Source organism: Weissella cibaria KACC 11862, assembly GCF_000193635.1.
GTDB lineage: Bacteria > Bacillota > Bacilli > Lactobacillales > Lactobacillaceae > Weissella > Weissella cibaria.
Genome location: NZ_AEKT01000048.1, coordinates 26,974 through 44,250, shown reverse-complemented (window position 1 = coordinate 44,250; position 17,277 = coordinate 26,974). Strand labels below are relative to the sequence as shown.

Below are 17,277 nucleotides of genomic sequence, written 5' to 3'. Positions count from 1 at the left end.
GTGCATATATTAACTATCAAATTTCATTCGAATCACATGTAGACACCTCCCTTAAAAGCCGTAAAAGCTTACAAAATTTAATATACCTGTCGAAAAATGCTTGTCAAAGAAACCTTAAAAAACAACTTAGTTTGTTAAATCACACACTTGTTGTCCTCAAAAAAGGGCTATATTTGTTTTATATCTGTGCTGAAAAAGAAGAGTTGTATTGTTTGGTGAGTCATGTGACCATAATAGTATGGAAAAAACAACAATATGGGGTAATATTTTAGATACCGCAGGCCGGTGCGTTCACTGGCATAGTGACCGTGATGTTATCGCCAATCGCTGTGCGACTTGTGGCAAATTTTATGCCTGTTATGAATGCCATCAGGCATATGAAAGCCACCCATTCGGTCGTTACGCAGCACAAACCCAACAAAAGATTGTGTTATGCGGTGTCTGTGGGTTACAAATGACCTACGCGCATTATGAAGCGATTGATCAATGTGAAAGTTGCGGGGCCCTCTTTAATCCCGGGTGCTCCCTGCATAAGTATTTGTACGTGCAATAGAAAAACGGTAGACATCATGCTGACGTCTACCGTTTTTTTGATTACCAACGTTATCGGTAAGTTAGTGATTTCAAAGAATCTCCCGTGTCATTGGTGACATTAATAACCAATTTTGGATGTTTGGCCCCGCTATCTTGCATTGATTGGACAATTTTACTACCTAATGCATCAATTTGGTCACCATTTGTACGCAGACCAAGATTAAGCATTGTCTGTGACAATTTATCCGTCTTAATGGTATAGGTGACTGTATCGCCGGTGACTTGTGCTGAAGCATCAGTTACCCAACCGTTGGCACTTTGTTTAAGATTAAAAGCTTCATTATTTAATTTTAGGGCAACATTTTGGGGCGTTGTTGGGGCGAGTTCAACATTTTTCAAATCAACACCGGTGGTGTGTGTCCCACTAACAATAGGTAATAACGTGGTGGCCTTATTGACCACCACGTGACGTTCAATTTGAATACCCGCAAAAATTAACACGCCAATCACGGCTAGTACACTAATTAAGATTAACCAAAATTTTTTCATTATAAATTTCCCTTGTCTTGCGGCATGATTAGCTGTTCTACGAGTTGCCCGCTGTTAATCATGTTTGTCATCATTTTTACGACCTTGGCGATATGGTTGTCCACTTCAGATTGTTGCAATAATTGTAACGGGCGCGCATCGATTAGGTAGAAATCATGATTGTATTCGGCCATTAACTGACGTAACGCATCCAAGTTCACGGTAGTGGGTACAACAGATGTGATATCCCGTTCGTAAGGTACCAGTGCATACTGATTAATTAAGAAACGATTCAATTGCTGGAAATCTTGATAATACAGCGCTAACAATTGTTGTCGGACGCCAATGGGACCTGCCGGAATATGGTGGCTGAAGATGTCCTGTAACCAAAGTTCATCAGCAACCAAATGCGTATAGTACCCCAGCATGAAGTTGTTAGTGAGACTGCTAGGATATTGCGTTAAAAATTGTCTGAGATCAATTCGTTGTGTGCCGCGATTACTTGGTACAAGAAAATGGGTGTCCCCTTTAGTCAAATCAGACGTTTTATCAGCGTCAGGTGCCTCATTACCAAGGAAGAAAGCATCATCTAAAAAAGAATGAATGGTCATTAACTTTTGTGCGATTGCCGCGTGAATTAGCCGTGATCCCATCTTAATCCCCCAAAATTAAATATCTATAACCATTATACGCTTTTTAAATATGACTGTTTTATCATTAACTTAAACTAAATAAGGAAAGCGTTTACATTTAGTTAAACTAACTTTATAATAGTGGTACGACATAGCAGTCGCATTGAGATATTTATTTGGGGATATATGGAGAATTAAGATTATGAGCTCATTACTCGTATTATTTGTAGGCATTCTACTCTTACTGTTTTTAATTATTAAGGTTAAGATGAACACGTTTATCGCGTTAATCTTAACGGCTGTGGCTGTCGGGCTTGGCCTCGGCATGAATTTTGCGCAAATTCCAGTTTCGATTCAAAATGGAATTGGTAGCTCATTAGGCGAACTTGCAATTGTGTTTGGGTTTGGTGCAATGCTTGGGCGCTTGGTTGCAGATGCTGGTGGTGCTTACCGCATTTCACACACATTGATCAATTTGTTTGGTCGCAAGCGTGTGCAGATTGCGGTAATGATTGCCGCCTTCATTATCGGGATTGCCCTCTTTTTCGAAGTGGGTATGGTTTTGTTGATCCCGATCGTCTTCGCCATTGCGCTTGAGTTGGGTGTACCGTTGTTGTACCTAGGTATTCCGATGGCCGCTGCCTTATCAGTCACCCACGGGTTTTTACCCCCTCACCCAGCACCAACTGCCATTGCGGGCGCTTTAGGTGCTAATCCAGGTAAAGTATTGGTACTAGGATTGGTTGTTGCCATTCCGGCTGCAATTATTGCCGGACCGGTTTTCGCGAAATTGGCGAAAACCTATGCACCAGAAGCTTTCACAGTGAAGCGTGAATTGACGGCGTTTGGTGAAGTGAAGCAGTTTGATTTAAAGCAAACGCCCTCATTTGGACTATCGTTGTTAACATCATTGTTCCCAGTTATTTTGATGGGAATTACAACCATCTACTCAATCATTGTGAATGATGGGCAACCATTTAACGCTGCAAAAGTTAAAGGCTTGGATGCGTTTGTGACAATGATTGGTAATCCAGTTGGTGCGATGATTATTTCCCTGCTATTTGCACTGTGGTCAATGGGATGGCATCAACATAAGACGGTTAAAGAAATGGCCGCCACGATTGAAGAGTCAGTTAAGTCAATTGCCATGTTGTTGTTGATTATTGGTGGTGGTGCCGCTTTCAAGCAAATCTTGATTGATGGTGGTATTTCAGATCAAGTAGCGACCCTCTTCGCTCACGTTAACATCTCGCCATTGATTCTAGCTTGGGTGATTACGGTTATCCTACGTGTGGCTCTTGGCTCAGCTACGGTTGCTGCCCTTACTGCTGCTGGATTGGTCCAACCGTTGATGCATCAAGCTGGTGTTGATCCGGCCCTGATGGTCTTGGTTATTGGTGCCGGTTCTCTTGCAGCGTCACACGTTAACGATGCTGGCTTCTGGATGTTTAAAGAATACTTTGACCTCGACGTTAAGCAGACACTTAAAATTTGGACGGTCCTAGAATCGTTGATTGCGGTGGTTGGTTTGATTATTGTCTTGATTTTGAATATGTTTATCTAAAAGAAACGCCCTGTCTCGTGCTTGAGACAGGGCGTTTCTTTTGTTTAACTGACTAAAATCATTAAAATTGGAATAACGACTAACATCAATAAGGTTGTTTGTGTGATTGAAATAGACGCAAATCTAAAATCCCCGTTTAATTCGCGCGCCATGACAGCTGCATTTGTCATTGTTGGCATAGCGGATTGAATGATAAAGACTGCTTTAAGTAATTTAGGTAGTTCAAAGGGCATCATCATTAAGGCCATGACACTAGGTGCCAGAACAAAACGACCTAAGGCAAGTGTCAAATTTTCGCGATCAGGGATTAAGTCGGCTTTTTGAGCTTTCGCGATGGAAAAGCCAATGAAAATTAGTGATAACGGAACGTTTGTATTACCCAGATCAGTTAAATCGGTCCGAATAAAGGTTGGCAATTCAATGCGTGCCAGGACTAAAATCACGGCGATGATTAGGGCAATCATCGGCGGCGTAAAAATTCCCTTCAGGGTTTTGCGGAGACTGAATTGCCGACCGGTTACCGTGTCGCGTTCAATCATATATACGCCTAATGTCCAAAAGACGATGGTATTAGCCATATAGTAGACCAAAACGTATGGCAAACTGTCTTTACCGAATAGTGCCATGTTAACCGGTAATCCTACCGTGACGGTATTTGAATTGAATAACAATGATTGAAATAATCCCTTATGGTGTGGATTTACTTTGATTAACTTCGCAATTAAAAATGACAGAGCAAATAACGCTAACATGCTAGCGATCGGTAAGACTAATTTCGGCCCGATTGCTAGTAGGGTTTGCGGTGTAAAGTCTTCCGGAATACTAACAATCAAATAAGCAGGTATGGCAATTTTAGTGACAAATCCAGATAAAAACTTACTTAAGCGCTCATCATCATCGTTGAAAATATGAATTTTTAGTAGGGCGTATCCGGTGCCTACTAAACCAAGAATCATTAAAACACCGGATATACTGTGCCACATAATTGACATTATAAATGTGTTCCTTTCTAAACAAGAAAACCAGAGTCCTGAATCAGGCTCTGGTTTAATCACCTATTCGACTGGGTGCGTGTCGGGGCAAGCAAAGCGACCGCTTTGCTCTGCTTTTTCAAGCACTCGCGTGACAATCGTTAATTCATGTGCGTTGAGCCATGTTGTCGGCAATTGCGCTTGACGATACATCAAGCCGGCAACTGCACCAACTAATGGCATAATTCGGGTTGGTTCACCCGGTAAGCCGGCAGCGAGCGTTAACGCGTCCTCGTAGTTTTGGCTGTTTAATAACACCCATATCGTCGCAGCTAACGTGTCGACGACATAACCTGATGCATGCAAAGATTCGATTGGCATATTTTCAAAATCAGGTGTATTTAATGCTTCAAAAGCGACCAACTCATCAGCGAAGACCGCATGTTTTGCGTAATATTCATATGAATTACTAATTGCGAAGTCAAAGGCCGCTGGTAAACTCATACCACTCAATAAGCCGTTTAGTAACATGGCGTATAAGCCAATCGCAATTAATGAACGTGGGTGGTTGTGTGTCAAGCCACCCACTTGATGCAACGTTAACATAGCAGGGTCATCTTTAATGAAATCTTCCCCGTACGTTGCTTGTAGGTATAACACGACGGGCGTAATTCGAAGTAATGCACCATTCGCGTTATCACTCTCATCTCGCCCACCCGACGTAAATGGATCTTGGGTTTGACGGAAATTTTCAATGGCCATACGGGTCACGTCGCCAGCATGCTGGGGTGCGCCATCCGCTGTATAAGCACCAGTTGTATACCAGTATGTAAACTGGGTCATGATGTCGGTTAAAATGTAGCCGTTAGATAAGCTATCGATAGTTGCTAACGTTAGCGATGAATCGCTACTCCATTGTGAACTGTCGCCCATGATGATTTTTTGTGCAAAAAGGTCACCATTGATTAATCCCAACGTGCTATTTATTAACGGATTATCAGGTAAAGTCATGCCACAATCCATCCTTTCAAGAATTTTATTGTAACACTAATGTAAATTATTGGCAAATATGGCTAGAATACACTATAATTAGTTTATGAAACTGTAATAAAAGGAGTGCGTTATGTCGGAATCAGGACAAACGACAGAAATGAATTTATTCGCATTAACGCTATTGCGTGACCGCTTGCTACCAGAATTGTTGCAAGATGATGAATCAGAAATTATTTATTGGGCTGGTAAGGCCCTTGCCCGTGATGTTGACTTAACAGGTGTCATGGCACTCGAAACGTTTTTCATGGATGCTGGTTTTGGATTCTTAACCTTGACGTCAAAGAAACCAACGGAACAAGTATGGCGGTTAGATGGCCCTGTGGTCAGTGCCCGCTTTGATGAAAATAATCATGCAAGTTTCGCGTTGGAAGCAGGTTTTCTAGCCCAACAAACGCAGCAACAGCTTGGCACAGGTGCCGAGGCACAATGGGAAGCAAATAAGCAGACCGTTGTGATTACGGTAATGACGGAAAATCCCGGCACATTGCAACCCTAACAAAAAAGACGACTAATCATGTTGATTAGTCGTCTTTTTTGTATTACTTGAAAGAACCAGTAAATTTGTAAATTGGGAATCCTTGAGAAGCGAACTTTTGCTCGTACTCTGTCTCAACGTTATCCTGCATTTTTTCCTCGTCCTCGTGCAAGTTCAGTGAAATGCCGTCCTTGTAGAAGACCATGCCGTAGTCAGCGAATGAATACAATGAATACTCAAACAGGCCACGGTTGTCGGTTTTAAACTCTAGTTCTCCACCCGCTGGCAATACCGCTTGGTAACCGGCCAAAAATGACTTGTACGTCAAACGACGTGTCTCGTGACGACTCTTTGGCCATGGATCAGAAAAGTTCAAGAAGAGTTTAGATACTTCACCCTTTGTAAAGTACGTCTCAACGCCAGCACCATCACCATAAATGAATTTCAAATTAGGTAAGTCAGCTGGGTCTTCATCGGCCTTACGTGCGGCGACTGCAACCGCCCCCTCTTGAATCTCCATGCCGATAAAGTTAATTTCAGGGTATTTCTTGGCCATGCCAATAATAAATTGTCCCTTACCAGTCCCAATCTCGACGTGCAATGGTTGCACCTTTTCGAAGATGCTTTGCCAGTTGCCTTGTAGGCCGGTTGCACGGTCCTGAGTAATAACTAAGTCCGTGTGTTCTGCCAACCAAGGGCTTGTCCACTTTTTATTTCGTAAACGCACGTGAATTTCTCCTTCTAAACGTGTTTGCAATTCTGCGATTCGTATACCAGAATACCAAAATACCGCCTACTACGACAAGTCCTATGACATTTTGTAATAGAAGTGTGACAGAAGGCGTCGTTGCGAATCCCACCAGCGACCAAATCATAATGGTTAAGACTAACCAAGGTGTTATGGCAAAGCGGAACGCTTGCTGACGTTGGCCAATTGTAACAGGGAATAAATGGTCAAAAACGAGTTGTTGATGGCTCGCGACTAAAGGTAATACCTGCAACACAATCAAGTACATTAAAATCGCGTAGAGAGCTGTTTGTAGCCACCCTGTCGTAACCAGACCGGCTACGATACCGATGGCAGTTAAGCGCACCCAGACCCCTGCAAATTGGCTCTGCCGAACGAAAGTTGTCACCATTAGTTTAACGAGTGGATTCTGTCGATGACCAGGCCAATTGTGAATGAATCGATCCGCCCAACGATGTCGCTTGATACTTGGTCGCTGACCGGGTACATCAATAAATAAGTTGAAAAAAGCTAGGATGCTATTCTGCCTTTTTTCCTCATTCGCAATTAATGCACGCCAATCAATCATGTCACCTGCTTCGGCTTGTCGATACATTGCGATACGTTTAGCTGCGGTGATTGTCAGGATGATTTTAGTTATCACCAGGACAAGTGTTACTAAAATGACCACACTCAAGTACGGCGTCAGCAGGCGAAACATCATCGGCCACAAAAGAAGTGTCATGATAAATTGCATCACACCGTTAATGACTGCACTGTATAGCGTAGCTGTTCTGAACAAACGTCGCAACGCGGTTTCATCACCCATTAAGAACACAGGATCAGCCGGTTTTAAAAAATTAGCCGGTGTTTTGAAGATGACCAAAGTGATGACTAGGATAATTAACAGCAAGGCTTTTGTTCCCAGCGTAATCGGCGCATGTTGCCAAAGGTTGCGGTATGCAAGGCCAGCTGCACCTAATAAGAAAAATAACGCCAAGACAGCGTGGTCGTTAAACACGTATCGTAAGTACTTACTGAAGAGACGCCATTGTTGTGTCCATCGTTGTTGAAATAAGTGCCGCTTATCCATCAGTTTACCTCGTTGGGTTGCATATCCGGCACTAATGTTGCGAAGTCTTGCGCGGCTCCCTGCGCGGCAACCTGCCCATCACGCAAATAAATGAATTGATCAGCGTGGTTTTCAATGGTCGTTAACACGTGCGTTGTTAGCAAGAAGCTCGTACCGGTCGCTTTGCGCGCGTCAATTAGGGTCAACAAATCGTTAACGGCAATCACATCAAGCCCCAGAAATGGTTCGTCAATAATAAAAAATGGGGCATCCGTGATAAAAGCCATGACAATCATTACTTTTTGTCGCATACCCTTCGAGAAATGGGTTGGAAACCAGTCCAGCTTGTTATCCAGGCGGAACGTGTGCAAGAGACTTGTTGCACGTTGCCAAGCAGTTTCTTCATTTAATCCATATACATCAATCGTTAATGCGAGGTGCTCACGAAGTGTTAATTCGTCGTACAAAACTGGTTGTTCTGGAATGTAGGCAATTTGAGATTTATAGTTGACGGGATCAGCTTGGAGCGTTACCCCATTTAGGGTAATCTGCCCTTGCTTGGGCGCCAATAAACCAATGATGTGATTAATGGTCGTCGACTTTCCTGAACCGTTCAATCCAACCAACGCTAGTAATTCGCCGGCCTGAATATCGAATGAAATATCGTGTAGTACAGCCAATTGACCATAACCACCCGAAAGATTTTTAACTGATAATGTCATATTTTCACTTCCGTTTTTTCGTCTATTTCTATTTTACCAAATAATCCCTAATATTTACGCCCGGACACACAGCGCAAAGCACGTTATAATAGAAGTAATATATAAAACTTGGAGGCATTCTCATGGCAGATGTATTTGATATGATTATCGCGGGCGATATCCCCGCTTATAAGGTATATGAAGATGATGATGTGTTGGCATTTTTAGATTTGAGTCAAGTTACGCCTGGTCATACTTTGATGGTGCCAAAGACACACGTCGCAGATATTTTTGAATACGATGAAGAGTTAGCGGCGCGTGTTTTGTCAAAGCTACCTAAAATTGCCCGTGCAATTAAGGCCAGCGATGACAAAATTATTGGACTGAATATTTTGTCAAATAATGGTGAAGCCGCAGGCCAGTCAGTGTTCCACTCCCACTTCCATTTAATTCCGCGTTACGCAGACGATACTTTTGATGTGCCAATGCCTGACCACAGTGAAACAACGACAGAAGACGACTATCGTGCATTGGCTGACCGAATTGCAAGTCACATGGAGGACTAACCTATGGATCAAGCAAAAGCTTTTTTTGAAACACAAAAGCAACACGTCATGACCTGGGTTGCGGCCGTTAAGCGAACAACTGCTGGTACGAAGCAACTAAAGGAAGCTGTGGCGAATGTGCAACAGGCTGTACCTGAGGTCCAAGCCTTTGCAAAAGACTTACAAATTCAAGTAGAAAAAATGAATTTTAAGAACCAACCTCGTTTGGACCGAATTGCAGAAGCACAAGCTCGCATTCAGACAGAACTAGCCTCGCTTAAAAAGAAGAAATAATGGTGAAAGCGTTATCGATGGTCGATAGCGCTTTTTGCTTGGACCAATACTAGACCACTCACTAATATTCTTTGCGTACCCTTCAAAAATTAGTCAAATTCTCCCACTACACTTGTAAGTGTTAAGTGAAACAAAAGTCAGGAGAAAGAATAAATATGCGAATTGAAATTGTTGATACAAAGCAAGATGTAACAAACGAAACGTCTCACATCCTACTACAAAAAATTTATGATCCAAAGGTACGTAACATTGCCTTGACGGCTGGTACCTCACCTGTCGCTTCTTACGAGCAATGCTTGGAAAAGTTTACGGAACGTATTCACGATCCCAACATGCCTAAGCTTCACTTGTGGAACTTTGATGAAGTGCCACAAGAAGATTCAGAAGAAGGTATGACAACTTCAACGTTACGTAAGTACTTTTTGAATCCAGCGGAAATGCCCGCTTACTTGTACCACCGTTTGGATTTGTCAAACTGGGATACCTTGGATGAGCGTTTGGCACAAGCAAACGGGTTGGACTTTATGCTTCTCGGTATTGGGTCAGATGGTCGTTACGCAGGTAACCTGCCTGGTGTGACCAAGTTTGAAGACGGGACACGTTATATTCCTTCTGAAGCAAATGATCAAGTTTACGCCGCATTGGTTCATTCTGTTGGTTCTGAAGAGAAAGTTCCTGCCGGTTACGTGTCAATGGGACCTAAGACAATCATGAGCGCCAAGGAAATCGTGATGATCGCGTTTGGCAAGAAGAAGGCGAATATTATCAAGGAAGCTTTCTTTGGCCCAATCAGTGAAGACGTCCCAGCGTCTATCTTGCAAACTCACCCCAACTTCACGTTGCTTTTGGATCGTGAAGCCGCATCAGAAATTTTGCCAATGCCAGCAGCCACGGTTACGCCAGCGAATGCAGTGATGTCATAATGAGAATATTAAAAGCGTCTTTGTCAGTTAACAAAGGCGCTTTTTTCTGTTTAATGTGAGATATATTAAGAAAAATTGCATTCTATGAAAAATCGGCGTAAAATAAGTGCATTGTCAAATTTACGAATATTAATTCAGTACAATGAGTAACTGTTAAGAGTGAGGTTTTTTCTGATGGAACAGAAACGTGATACCTCCTTCTTCGGCCAACCTCGAGGCCTGATGACCTTGTTCTTCACCGAAATGTGGGAGCGTTTTTCATATTATGGTATGCGTGCCATTTTGCTATTTTACATGATTTATGCAGTTGATAAAGGCGGCCTAGGTTTTGGTCAAGCAACTGGTGCTGCCATTATGTCAATTTATGGATCATTGGTTTATTTGTCAGGTATTATTGGTGGTTATTTGTCTGACCGAGTACTTGGGCCTTGGCGCACGGTTTTCTACGGTGGTGTCTTGATTATGTTCGGGCACATTTCCTTGGCGATTCCATTAGCTAAGCTGGGATTATTTCTATCAATTGCTTTAATTATTTTAGGAACGGGTCTATTGAAGCCGAACGTGGCCACGATGGTTGGTAACTTGTATCAGCCTGGGGATGAGCGTCGTGATGCCGGCTTTTCTATCTATGTGTTTGGTATCAATCTGGGTGCGTTTGTCGCGCCACTTTTGGTTGGTTGGTTCCAAGTGCATGTTAATTTTCACGTTGCGTTCTCATTAGCAGCGATTGGGATGTTTTTCGGCCTTATCCAATACAGCCTTGATGGACGCAAACATTTGAAGGACACAGCGCACCAAGCCCCTTCTCCTTTGCAACCAGAAGAAATCATGCCGTTGATTTGTAAAATTGTTGGAATTATCGTCGTATTCGCTGTAATCATTGGCGCGATGGCTATGATGCAGGCATTAAATATTAACAACGTTATCAATTTGCTGACGTTCGTGGCAATTTTGGTGCCAGTTATTTACTTTGTGGTGATGTTAACTTCTGATAAGACGACCAAAGCGGAGCGCAAGCGCGTTTGGGCATACATTCCCCTCTTTATTGCCGCGATGCTCTTCTGGTCAATCGAAGAACAAGGATCTGTTGTCTTGGCATTGTTTGCATCTGATCAAACGGCCTTGCACGGTGCACCAGCATCTTGGTTCCAGTCATTAAATCCCTTGTTCATTATGTTGTTTACACCATTCTTTGTGTGGCTATGGTCTAAAAAGCTACGTGATAAGCAACCATCAACGGGCGTTAAATTCTCACTAGGGCTTGTTTTTGCTGGGCTATCATTTGTTTGGATGGCCTTTCCAGGCATGCTGTACGGCGTTAACCACCACTTCAACGCACTGTGGTTGATTGCCTCGTGGGCCTTGGTTGAAGTTGGTGAAATGCTCATCTCGCCAGTTGGCCTATCAGCGTCAGCAAAGATGGCGCCAGTGGCATTCCAGGCACAAATGCTAACTGTTTGGAATCTATCTGATGCAACCGCGCAAGCTGCGAATGCCCAGTTAGTTCAGTTGTACTCAAAATCAACAGAAATTAATTACTTCTTGATTATTGGTGGTATTACGATTGTGGCTGGTTTCTTGCTTTGGATTGCTTCTAAGCGGATTAAGGCACTTCAAATCGGTCTGTCGGAGTAATAAATTATAAATAAAAAGGACCTCATTTGAGGTCCTTTTTATTTATGAAAATTGTGCAAAGCGTTGTTGACGTTGTGCAATCAGTTCTGTTGTTGATAGTTTTTGTAAGTCGGCTATTTCATTTTTTAAATCTAATCGAAGTTGTTCGTAAAAGGCAGTATGATTATCCATTTCTGGAATAACGCGATCCACAACGTGAGCTGTTAACAGTTCCTGTGGGGTTAACCCCAGTAATGCGGCGGCTTCATCCGCTCTTTTGGCGTCTTTAAACAAAATCGATGCAAAACCTTCTGGCGACAGCATGGCGTAGATGGCGTGTTCAAACATCCACACGCGGTTAGACGTCGCTAGTGCTAGCGCTCCACCTGACCCGCCTTCTCCGTAAATAACAGCAATCATTGGCACCTTAAAAGACATGCTTTGTAAGATACTCTCGGCAATTGCTTGACCAACCCCGCCTTCTTCAGCAGTCTTGCCAGGGAAAGCCCCCGGCGTATTGATAAAGGTGATGATTGGCCGGTTGAATCGATCGGCTTGTTGCATCAAGCGCAACGCTTTTCGATAACCACTCGCTTCAGGTGATCCGTTACGCGTTTGTAATTTCTCAGCGATTTCAGCCCCACGATTGATGGCAATAACTGTAACTGGTTGTTCACCCAGTAACCCAACGCCGCCAATGATTGCTGGGTCATCACCTTGGGCGCGGTCACCATGTAATTCTTGAAAATCCGTTATCAAGCCAGCAATGATATCACGAGCCAGAAAACGGTCTTCACGGGAAGCCCGAACAATGTCAATCGGCGTTTTTTCAGACATGAGCATCCTCCTTGGGTGCTTGGTGTACGCGCAAGAGCTGACCAAGGTAATGTTGCAACTCAGGTCGCGCAACAATCGCATCAATGAAGCCGCTGGCTTGCATATGTTCAGCGCGTTGGAAATCCTTGGGCAGTGTCTCATGGATTGTTTGTTCGATAACTCGGCGACCAGCAAACCCGACTAAGGCATGCGGCTCAGACAAGATGATGTCACCTTGCATAGCAAAGGAAGCTGTGACCCCACCCATGGTTGGATCAGTTAAGACAACAATGTATACCAAACCAGCTTCGCGATGTCGTGCAATCGCCGCAGAAACGTTTGCTAATTGCATCAGGCTTCGAATGCCTTCCTGCATACGCGCACCGCCAGATGCAGAAAAAAGGATAACTGGCAAGTCGTTTGCTGTCGCATCATCAAATAGGGCCACTAACTTTGCACCAGTTTTAGCACCTAATGACCCCATCATGAACCCAGCGTCCATAATGGCCAGCGCAGTCCGTTGGTGTTCAATGACAGCTTCACCAGTCAAAACAGCCTCTTTTAGGCCAGTCGCAGCCTGAGCGCGCGTTAACTTTTCGGCATAGCCAGTGAAATCAGGTGTTGTCATTTCGATATCAGCGTGCCATTCAGTAAAACTGTCGGTCATCATGTTGGCGCGTTGGGCCGCGCCTAAGCGGAACCCATAGCCACAAACACCGCATACCAAGAACTCACCAAGTTCCTCTTTGTACTGTTGTGCTCCACAAAAAGCACAAGTTACCCAGTCACCCTTCTGGCCACGAGTCCGGGCATCCGCGGGTGCTGTGTGTTTAAACTTATCCGGGTTATTTTCAAATAATTGCGTCATGGTTCCTGAATCTCCTCTACTGACCAAGCCGGCAAAAATGTCGTTTCGACAAAATCAATTGGGATGATACCTTGCTGTACGGCCTGGTTATGTACCAAATCCCGTTGAATTGAGAGATTAGTATCAATACCGTGAATGACCACCTCGTCCAACGTACGAGATAACTTTGTGAAGACTTCGTCACGACTATTGGCAGATACAATCACTTTACCAATCATTGAATCATAATAGGGCGCGATTTCTTCGCCAGTATAGATAGCCGAATCAAAACGCACACCAGGGCCACCAAACGGTAAATAACTAAATGAAATTTGTCCAGCGCTCGGTTGAAAGTTTTTGTGTGGGTTTTCAGCATTTAACCGGACTTCCACTGCGTGCTGTTTAACCTGGATATCCTGTTGGGCAACGGGCAATGGTTCACCTGCAGCCACAAGAATTTGCATCTTGACGAGGTCTAACCCTGTCACGGCTTCGGTGACTGGATGCTCAACCTGGATACGGGTATTCATTTCCATAAAATAAAAATGATTATCCCGGTCAGCAAGAAATTCAAAGGTGCCGGTATTAACGTAGTTTAAAGCGTTCGCGGCCTTTACTGCCAGTTGGCCTAGATTTTCGCGAATCTCACTTGTGATACCAACTGCAGGAGACATTTCAATCATTTTTTGGTGATTACGTTGAATAGAGCAATCACGTTCCGGAAAATAAACGGTCTGTCCCGTTGCATCGCGCATGATTTGAACTTCGATGTGGCGAACGTCTGTCATCACTTTTTCAACATACATCTCACCGGATCCAAAAGCACGTACTGCTTCAGCTTGGGCGCGATCGAATTGTTCAACTAAAGTTGTGGCGTCGGGAATGAAACGCATACCTTTACCACCACCACCAGCGGCTGCTTTAAGCATGACTGGATAACCAATTTCAGCACTAATTTCAGCAGCTTCTTGACTCGTTGCTAATGTACCGATGCTTCCCGGTATGACGGGAATGCCCGCCGCCCGCATGGTTTCTCGTGCCGCCGCTTTATCCCCCATCAAGTCGATGGTCTCAGCTCGAGGCCCGATAAAATCAATGCCAACGTCATGTAACATGTTCACAAACATGGCATTTTCAGATAAGAAGCCATAGCCTGGGTGGACGGCTTCAGCACCGGTCAATAAGGCCGCACTGACAATGTTTTGCCGGTTTAAGTACGAATCCTGCGGCTTAGGTCCGCCAACGCCAATTGCCTCATCGGCTAGTTGTACGTGCAAAGCTTCTTTGTCTGCAGTGCTATAAATTGCCACTGCTTTGATATTCAACTCATGCAAAGCCCGAATGATACGGACTGCAATTTCACCACGATTAGCAACTAATACTTTTTTGTACATTATTTTTAAACTCCATTAACGTAAAAGAGGCTGGAACAACGTTCCGGCCTCTCTTTCTCATGAATTAATTCGGTTGTACAGTAAACAAAACGTCGTCATAACCAACGACCGCTTCATTTTCAGCGTTAATAGCCACAATAGTCCCGGCTACCTCACTGTGTACCTCAGTCATTAACTTCATCGATTCGATAATTGCCACTGTTTCACCAATCGAAACTGGATCACCCACTTGCTTGAAGTTTGCAACACCAGGTTTCGAGGCTAAATACAATGTCCCAACCAATGGGGCCGTGATTGTTAGTGTTTCATCAACAGTAACTGGTGTATCAACCGTTGTTGCTTGATACACGGGTGTCGTTTGTGCTTCATTTTTGTTCAAGTATAAATGGGTGTCATCTGTATCGAGTTTGAATTCACGCAATGAACTATTCTCGAAATCACGCATTAACGCCTGAATATCAGCTAGACTAAAATCCATGATAATCCCCTAGCAATCTATATTTTTCTGTATTTACAACAGAAATACCAATAATCATTATAACATAGTGTGCAATGCCGTCAGACACCAAGTTGTAGTTTAAGTTCCATGACAGCATCGCGTAAGCTGGCGGCCTCTTCAAAGTCCAATCGCTTGGCAGCTGCGCGCATTTGGTCTTCCAAATTAGCGATCATTGCTTCTTGATCTGGACGAGCCATGTCCTTAAAGGCAACTTCAGTAAAGCTAGTTGACTCGTTGGTCTCCGTCGTATCATGACTAACGGCAATAAGGCCACGAATTTCTTTTTTGATGGTATGAGGTGTAATATCGTGCTCTTGATTGTACGACATTTGGATCGTACGGCGTCGGGCGGTTTCTTCCATCGCGGCTTGCATTGACCCGGTTATGTTATCGGCGTACATAATAACGTGACCGTTTTCATTACGGGCCGCACGACCAATCGTTTGAATTAGTGAGCGAGTATTACGTAAGAAGCCTTCCTTGTCGGCATCTAAAATCGCAACCAGAGACACTTCCGGTACGTCAATCCCTTCACGAAGCAAGTTAATACCTACTAAAACATCAAATTTACCGAGTCGTAAATCACGAATAATCTCAGTACGCTCAAGCGTTTTAATATCAGAGTGCAAGTACTTAACCTTAACCCCGACATCTTCAAGATAATCGGTTAAATCCTCAGCCATTTTTTTGGTAAGCGTCGTTACGAACACACGTTCATCTTTGGCAGTGCGCTCGTTAATTTCACCCAACAAGTCATCAATTTGTCCCATAACTGGCCGAACTTCAATTTCCGGATCAAGCAGTCCTGTTGGACGAATGATTTGTTGCGCAACATCATCATGACTAACCCGTGCTTCTTCATAATCACCAGGTGTCGCTGACATGTAGATAATTTGATTAACGTGTTCTTCAAATTCTTCTAAACGTAGTGGTCGATTATCCAAAGCCGATGGTAGTCGGAAACCAAAGTCAATCAAAGTTTCCTTACGGGCACGGTCACCCTTATACATACCACGTACTTGGGGCATGGTCACGTGAGACTCATCCACAACAATCAAGAAATCATCTGGGAAAAAGTCGAGTAACGTGAATGGCGGTTCCCCCGGTGCCCGCCCATCCATGTGGCGTGAATAATTTTCGATACCGCTGGTGAAGCCCATTTCGCGAATCATCTCAATATCATATTCAGTACGTTGCTTCAGGCGTTGCGCTTCTAACAACTTACCTTCCTCTTCAAAGACTTTTAGCTGGGCATCTAATTCCGCTTGGATTGTCTTTAGCGCCCGATCACGAATGGCATCATTGGTCATAAAGTGAGTAGCTGGGAAAATAGTGGCCAAATCTAGGTCAGCCGTTACTTCCCCAGTAAGGGAATCAACTTCACGAATTCGGTCAACCTCATCGCCAAAGAATTCAATGCGCAAAGCCTTCGCATCAGATGATGCCGGAAAGACTTCCAAAACATCACCACGAGCGCGGAAACGACCACGTTGGAAGTCAATATCATTACGTTGGAATTGAATATCAACTAGGCGACGCATGAGGTCGTTTCGTTCAATCACGTCACCCACACGGACGTTGATAACGTGGTCATTATACTGTTCAGGACTACCTAATCCAAAAATAGACGAGACTGATGCCACAACGATCGTGTCGTTTCGAGCGAGTAAGGAAGCCGTCGCAGAATTACGCAACTTATCGATTTCATCGTTGATTGAAGAGTCTTTTTCAATATACGTATCAGATGATGGTACGTATGCCTCGGGCTGATAGTAGTCATAGTAAGAGACGAAGTACTCAACCGCGTTGTTGGGGAAAAACTCTTTAAACTCGCCGTATAACTGCCCAGCTAGCGTCTTATTGTGTGATAAGACGAGGACGGGCTTATTAGCTTGGGCAATCACATTCGAAATAGTAAACGTTTTTCCGGTTCCGGTGGCACCTAACAAAATTTGCTCTTTTACCCCGTTTTTAAGACCAGTTACTAGCTTATCGATCGCTGTTGGCTGGTCACCGGTTGGCTCATATTTTGAGACGACCTCATATTCATGACTATCATCGCGATTTATCATATTGCCCCTCGCTTCC

Annotated in this window: 19 protein-coding genes; 7 read left to right on the top strand and 12 right to left on the bottom strand. The window is 43.9% G+C overall.

The window, feature by feature from the left end:
• Positions 1-238 precede the first annotated feature (238 nt).
• Entirely contained in the window at positions 239-553 is a 315-nt protein-coding gene (locus ESE_RS12075; protein ID WP_010374887.1) for a CHY zinc finger protein, read from the top strand.
• A 50-nt stretch (positions 554-603) separates the two neighbouring features.
• Here ESE_RS12075 and ESE_RS0109735 read toward each other — a convergent pair whose 3' ends face one another.
• Together ESE_RS0109735 and ESE_RS0109730 are read right to left on the bottom strand one after the other, a co-directional pair.
• Positions 604-1,083 (bottom strand): hypothetical protein, encoded by a 480-nt coding sequence (locus ESE_RS0109735; RefSeq protein ID WP_010374886.1) that lies wholly within the window; start codon positions 1,081-1,083, stop codon positions 604-606.
• Positions 1,083-1,715, bottom strand: coding sequence for a hypothetical protein (locus ESE_RS0109730; protein ID WP_010374884.1), 633 nt, complete (start codon positions 1,713-1,715; stop codon positions 1,083-1,085). Before ESE_RS0109730 ends, ESE_RS0109735 begins: the two co-directional genes overlap by 1 nt.
• Positions 1,716-1,896: 181 nt before the next feature.
• On the opposite strand from ESE_RS0109730, the gene ESE_RS0109725 reads away from it, so the two are divergent.
• Positions 1,897-3,258, top strand: coding sequence for a gluconate:H+ symporter (locus ESE_RS0109725; RefSeq protein WP_010374882.1), 1,362 nt, complete (start codon positions 1,897-1,899; stop codon positions 3,256-3,258).
• Positions 3,259-3,302: 44 nt separating this feature from the next.
• Here ESE_RS0109725 and ESE_RS0109720 read toward each other — a convergent pair whose 3' ends face one another.
• Positions 3,303-4,250 carry an AEC family transporter gene (locus tag ESE_RS0109720; protein ID WP_010374880.1) on the bottom strand — a complete coding sequence of 316 codons (948 nt, stop codon included), beginning with the start codon at positions 4,248-4,250 and terminating at the stop codon, positions 3,303-3,305.
• Between the two features lie 63 nt (positions 4,251-4,313).
• Complete coding sequence (locus tag ESE_RS0109715) at positions 4,314-5,240, bottom strand: ADP-ribosylglycohydrolase family protein (protein WP_010374878.1); 927 nt, start codon at positions 5,238-5,240, stop codon at positions 4,314-4,316.
• 112 nt (positions 5,241-5,352) lie between these two features.
• Here ESE_RS0109715 and ESE_RS0109710 point away from each other — a divergent pair, with 112 nt between their 5' ends.
• Positions 5,353-5,778, top strand: coding sequence for a DUF2507 domain-containing protein (locus tag ESE_RS0109710; protein WP_010374876.1), 426 nt, complete (start codon positions 5,353-5,355; stop codon positions 5,776-5,778).
• Positions 5,779-5,821: 43 nt separating this feature from the next.
• On the opposite strand, the gene trmB is transcribed toward ESE_RS0109710, so the two are convergent.
• Genes trmB through ESE_RS0109695 form a run of 3 tightly spaced genes read right to left on the bottom strand, consistent with a single transcriptional unit; the run spans position 5,822 to position 8,278 of the window.
• The gene (trmB, locus tag ESE_RS0109705) at positions 5,822-6,484 is read right to left on the bottom strand and encodes a tRNA (guanosine(46)-N7)-methyltransferase TrmB (protein ID WP_010374874.1); all 663 of its coding nucleotides are present in this window, start codon (positions 6,482-6,484) and stop codon (positions 5,822-5,824) included.
• The gene (locus tag ESE_RS0109700; RefSeq protein WP_010374873.1) at positions 6,468-7,577 is read right to left on the bottom strand and encodes an ABC transporter permease; all 1,110 of its coding nucleotides are present in this window, start codon (positions 7,575-7,577) and stop codon (positions 6,468-6,470) included. Before ESE_RS0109700 ends, trmB begins: the two co-directional genes overlap by 17 nt.
• Positions 7,577-8,278, bottom strand: coding sequence for an ABC transporter ATP-binding protein (locus tag ESE_RS0109695; RefSeq protein ID WP_010374871.1), 702 nt, complete (start codon positions 8,276-8,278; stop codon positions 7,577-7,579). Before ESE_RS0109695 ends, ESE_RS0109700 begins: the two co-directional genes overlap by 1 nt.
• Positions 8,279-8,400: 122 nt before the next feature.
• Between ESE_RS0109695 and ESE_RS0109690 the strand changes: the two genes are divergently transcribed.
• The 4 genes from ESE_RS0109690 (at position 8,401) to ESE_RS0109675 (ending at position 11,654) form a co-directional block, all read left to right on the top strand.
• Positions 8,401-8,823: an HIT family protein gene (locus ESE_RS0109690; protein WP_010374869.1), complete on the top strand. Its 423-nt coding sequence runs from the start codon at positions 8,401-8,403 to the stop codon at positions 8,821-8,823.
• Between the two features lie 3 nt (positions 8,824-8,826).
• A complete protein-coding gene (locus tag ESE_RS0109685) occupies positions 8,827-9,096 on the top strand; it encodes a hypothetical protein (protein WP_010374867.1) in 270 nt (89 codons plus the stop codon).
• A 155-nt stretch (positions 9,097-9,251) separates the two neighbouring features.
• Positions 9,252-10,019, top strand: coding sequence for a 6-phosphogluconolactonase (locus ESE_RS0109680; RefSeq protein ID WP_010374866.1), 768 nt, complete (start codon positions 9,252-9,254; stop codon positions 10,017-10,019).
• A gap of 174 nt (positions 10,020-10,193) precedes the next feature.
• Positions 10,194-11,654, top strand: coding sequence for a peptide MFS transporter (locus tag ESE_RS0109675; protein ID WP_010374863.1), 1,461 nt, complete (start codon positions 10,194-10,196; stop codon positions 11,652-11,654).
• 42 nt (positions 11,655-11,696) lie between these two features.
• Here ESE_RS0109675 and accA read toward each other — a convergent pair whose 3' ends face one another.
• The 5 genes from accA to uvrB form a co-directional block, all read right to left on the bottom strand.
• Complete coding sequence (gene accA / locus ESE_RS12585; protein WP_010374861.1) at positions 11,697-12,470, bottom strand: acetyl-CoA carboxylase carboxyltransferase subunit alpha; 774 nt, start codon at positions 12,468-12,470, stop codon at positions 11,697-11,699.
• Entirely contained in the window at positions 12,463-13,317 is an 855-nt protein-coding gene (locus ESE_RS12580) for an acetyl-CoA carboxylase carboxyltransferase subunit beta (RefSeq protein ID WP_010374859.1), read from the bottom strand. Before ESE_RS12580 ends, accA begins: the two co-directional genes overlap by 8 nt.
• Positions 13,314-14,690 carry an acetyl-CoA carboxylase biotin carboxylase subunit gene (locus ESE_RS0109660; protein ID WP_010374857.1) on the bottom strand — a complete coding sequence of 459 codons (1,377 nt, stop codon included), beginning with the start codon at positions 14,688-14,690 and terminating at the stop codon, positions 13,314-13,316. The genes ESE_RS12580 and ESE_RS0109660 overlap by 4 nt, the downstream gene beginning before the upstream one ends.
• 64 nt (positions 14,691-14,754) lie before the next feature.
• Entirely contained in the window at positions 14,755-15,168 is a 414-nt protein-coding gene (locus ESE_RS0109655) for an acetyl-CoA carboxylase biotin carboxyl carrier protein (protein ID WP_010374855.1), read from the bottom strand.
• Between the two features lie 80 nt (positions 15,169-15,248).
• Entirely contained in the window at positions 15,249-17,261 is a 2,013-nt protein-coding gene (gene uvrB / locus ESE_RS0109650) for an excinuclease ABC subunit UvrB (protein WP_010374853.1), read from the bottom strand.
• Between the last annotated feature and the right edge of the window lie 16 nt (positions 17,262-17,277).

Bases quoted from the DNA above. Each gene is read 5' to 3' on its own strand.
- ESE_RS12075 (WP_010374887.1), top strand. From the start codon at position 239: ATGGAAAAAACAACAATATGGGGTAATATTTTAGATACCGCAGGCCGG.
- ESE_RS0109735 (WP_010374886.1), bottom strand. From the start codon at position 1,083: ATGAAAAAATTTTGGTTAATCTTAATTAGTGTACTAGCCGTGATTGGC.
- ESE_RS0109730 (WP_010374884.1), bottom strand. From the start codon at position 1,715: ATGGGATCACGGCTAATTCACGCGGCAATCGCACAAAAGTTAATGACC.
- ESE_RS0109725 (WP_010374882.1), top strand. From the start codon at position 1,897: ATGAGCTCATTACTCGTATTATTTGTAGGCATTCTACTCTTACTGTTT.
- ESE_RS0109720 (WP_010374880.1), bottom strand. From the start codon at position 4,250: ATGTCAATTATGTGGCACAGTATATCCGGTGTTTTAATGATTCTTGGT.
- ESE_RS0109715 (WP_010374878.1), bottom strand. From the start codon at position 5,240: ATGACTTTACCTGATAATCCGTTAATAAATAGCACGTTGGGATTAATC.
- ESE_RS0109710 (WP_010374876.1), top strand. From the start codon at position 5,353: ATGTCGGAATCAGGACAAACGACAGAAATGAATTTATTCGCATTAACG.
- ESE_RS0109700 (WP_010374873.1), bottom strand. From the start codon at position 7,577: ATGGATAAGCGGCACTTATTTCAACAACGATGGACACAACAATGGCGT.
- ESE_RS0109695 (WP_010374871.1), bottom strand. From the start codon at position 8,278: ATGACATTATCAGTTAAAAATCTTTCGGGTGGTTATGGTCAATTGGCT.
- ESE_RS0109690 (WP_010374869.1), top strand. From the start codon at position 8,401: ATGGCAGATGTATTTGATATGATTATCGCGGGCGATATCCCCGCTTAT.
- ESE_RS0109685 (WP_010374867.1), top strand. From the start codon at position 8,827: ATGGATCAAGCAAAAGCTTTTTTTGAAACACAAAAGCAACACGTCATG.
- ESE_RS0109680 (WP_010374866.1), top strand. From the start codon at position 9,252: ATGCGAATTGAAATTGTTGATACAAAGCAAGATGTAACAAACGAAACG.
- ESE_RS0109675 (WP_010374863.1), top strand. From the start codon at position 10,194: ATGGAACAGAAACGTGATACCTCCTTCTTCGGCCAACCTCGAGGCCTG.
- accA (WP_010374861.1), bottom strand. From the start codon at position 12,470: ATGTCTGAAAAAACGCCGATTGACATTGTTCGGGCTTCCCGTGAAGAC.
- ESE_RS12580 (WP_010374859.1), bottom strand. From the start codon at position 13,317: ATGACGCAATTATTTGAAAATAACCCGGATAAGTTTAAACACACAGCA.
- ESE_RS0109660 (WP_010374857.1), bottom strand. From the start codon at position 14,690: ATGTACAAAAAAGTATTAGTTGCTAATCGTGGTGAAATTGCAGTCCGT.
- ESE_RS0109655 (WP_010374855.1), bottom strand. From the start codon at position 15,168: ATGGATTTTAGTCTAGCTGATATTCAGGCGTTAATGCGTGATTTCGAG.
- uvrB (WP_010374853.1), bottom strand. From the start codon at position 17,261: ATGATAAATCGCGATGATAGTCATGAATATGAGGTCGTCTCAAAATAT.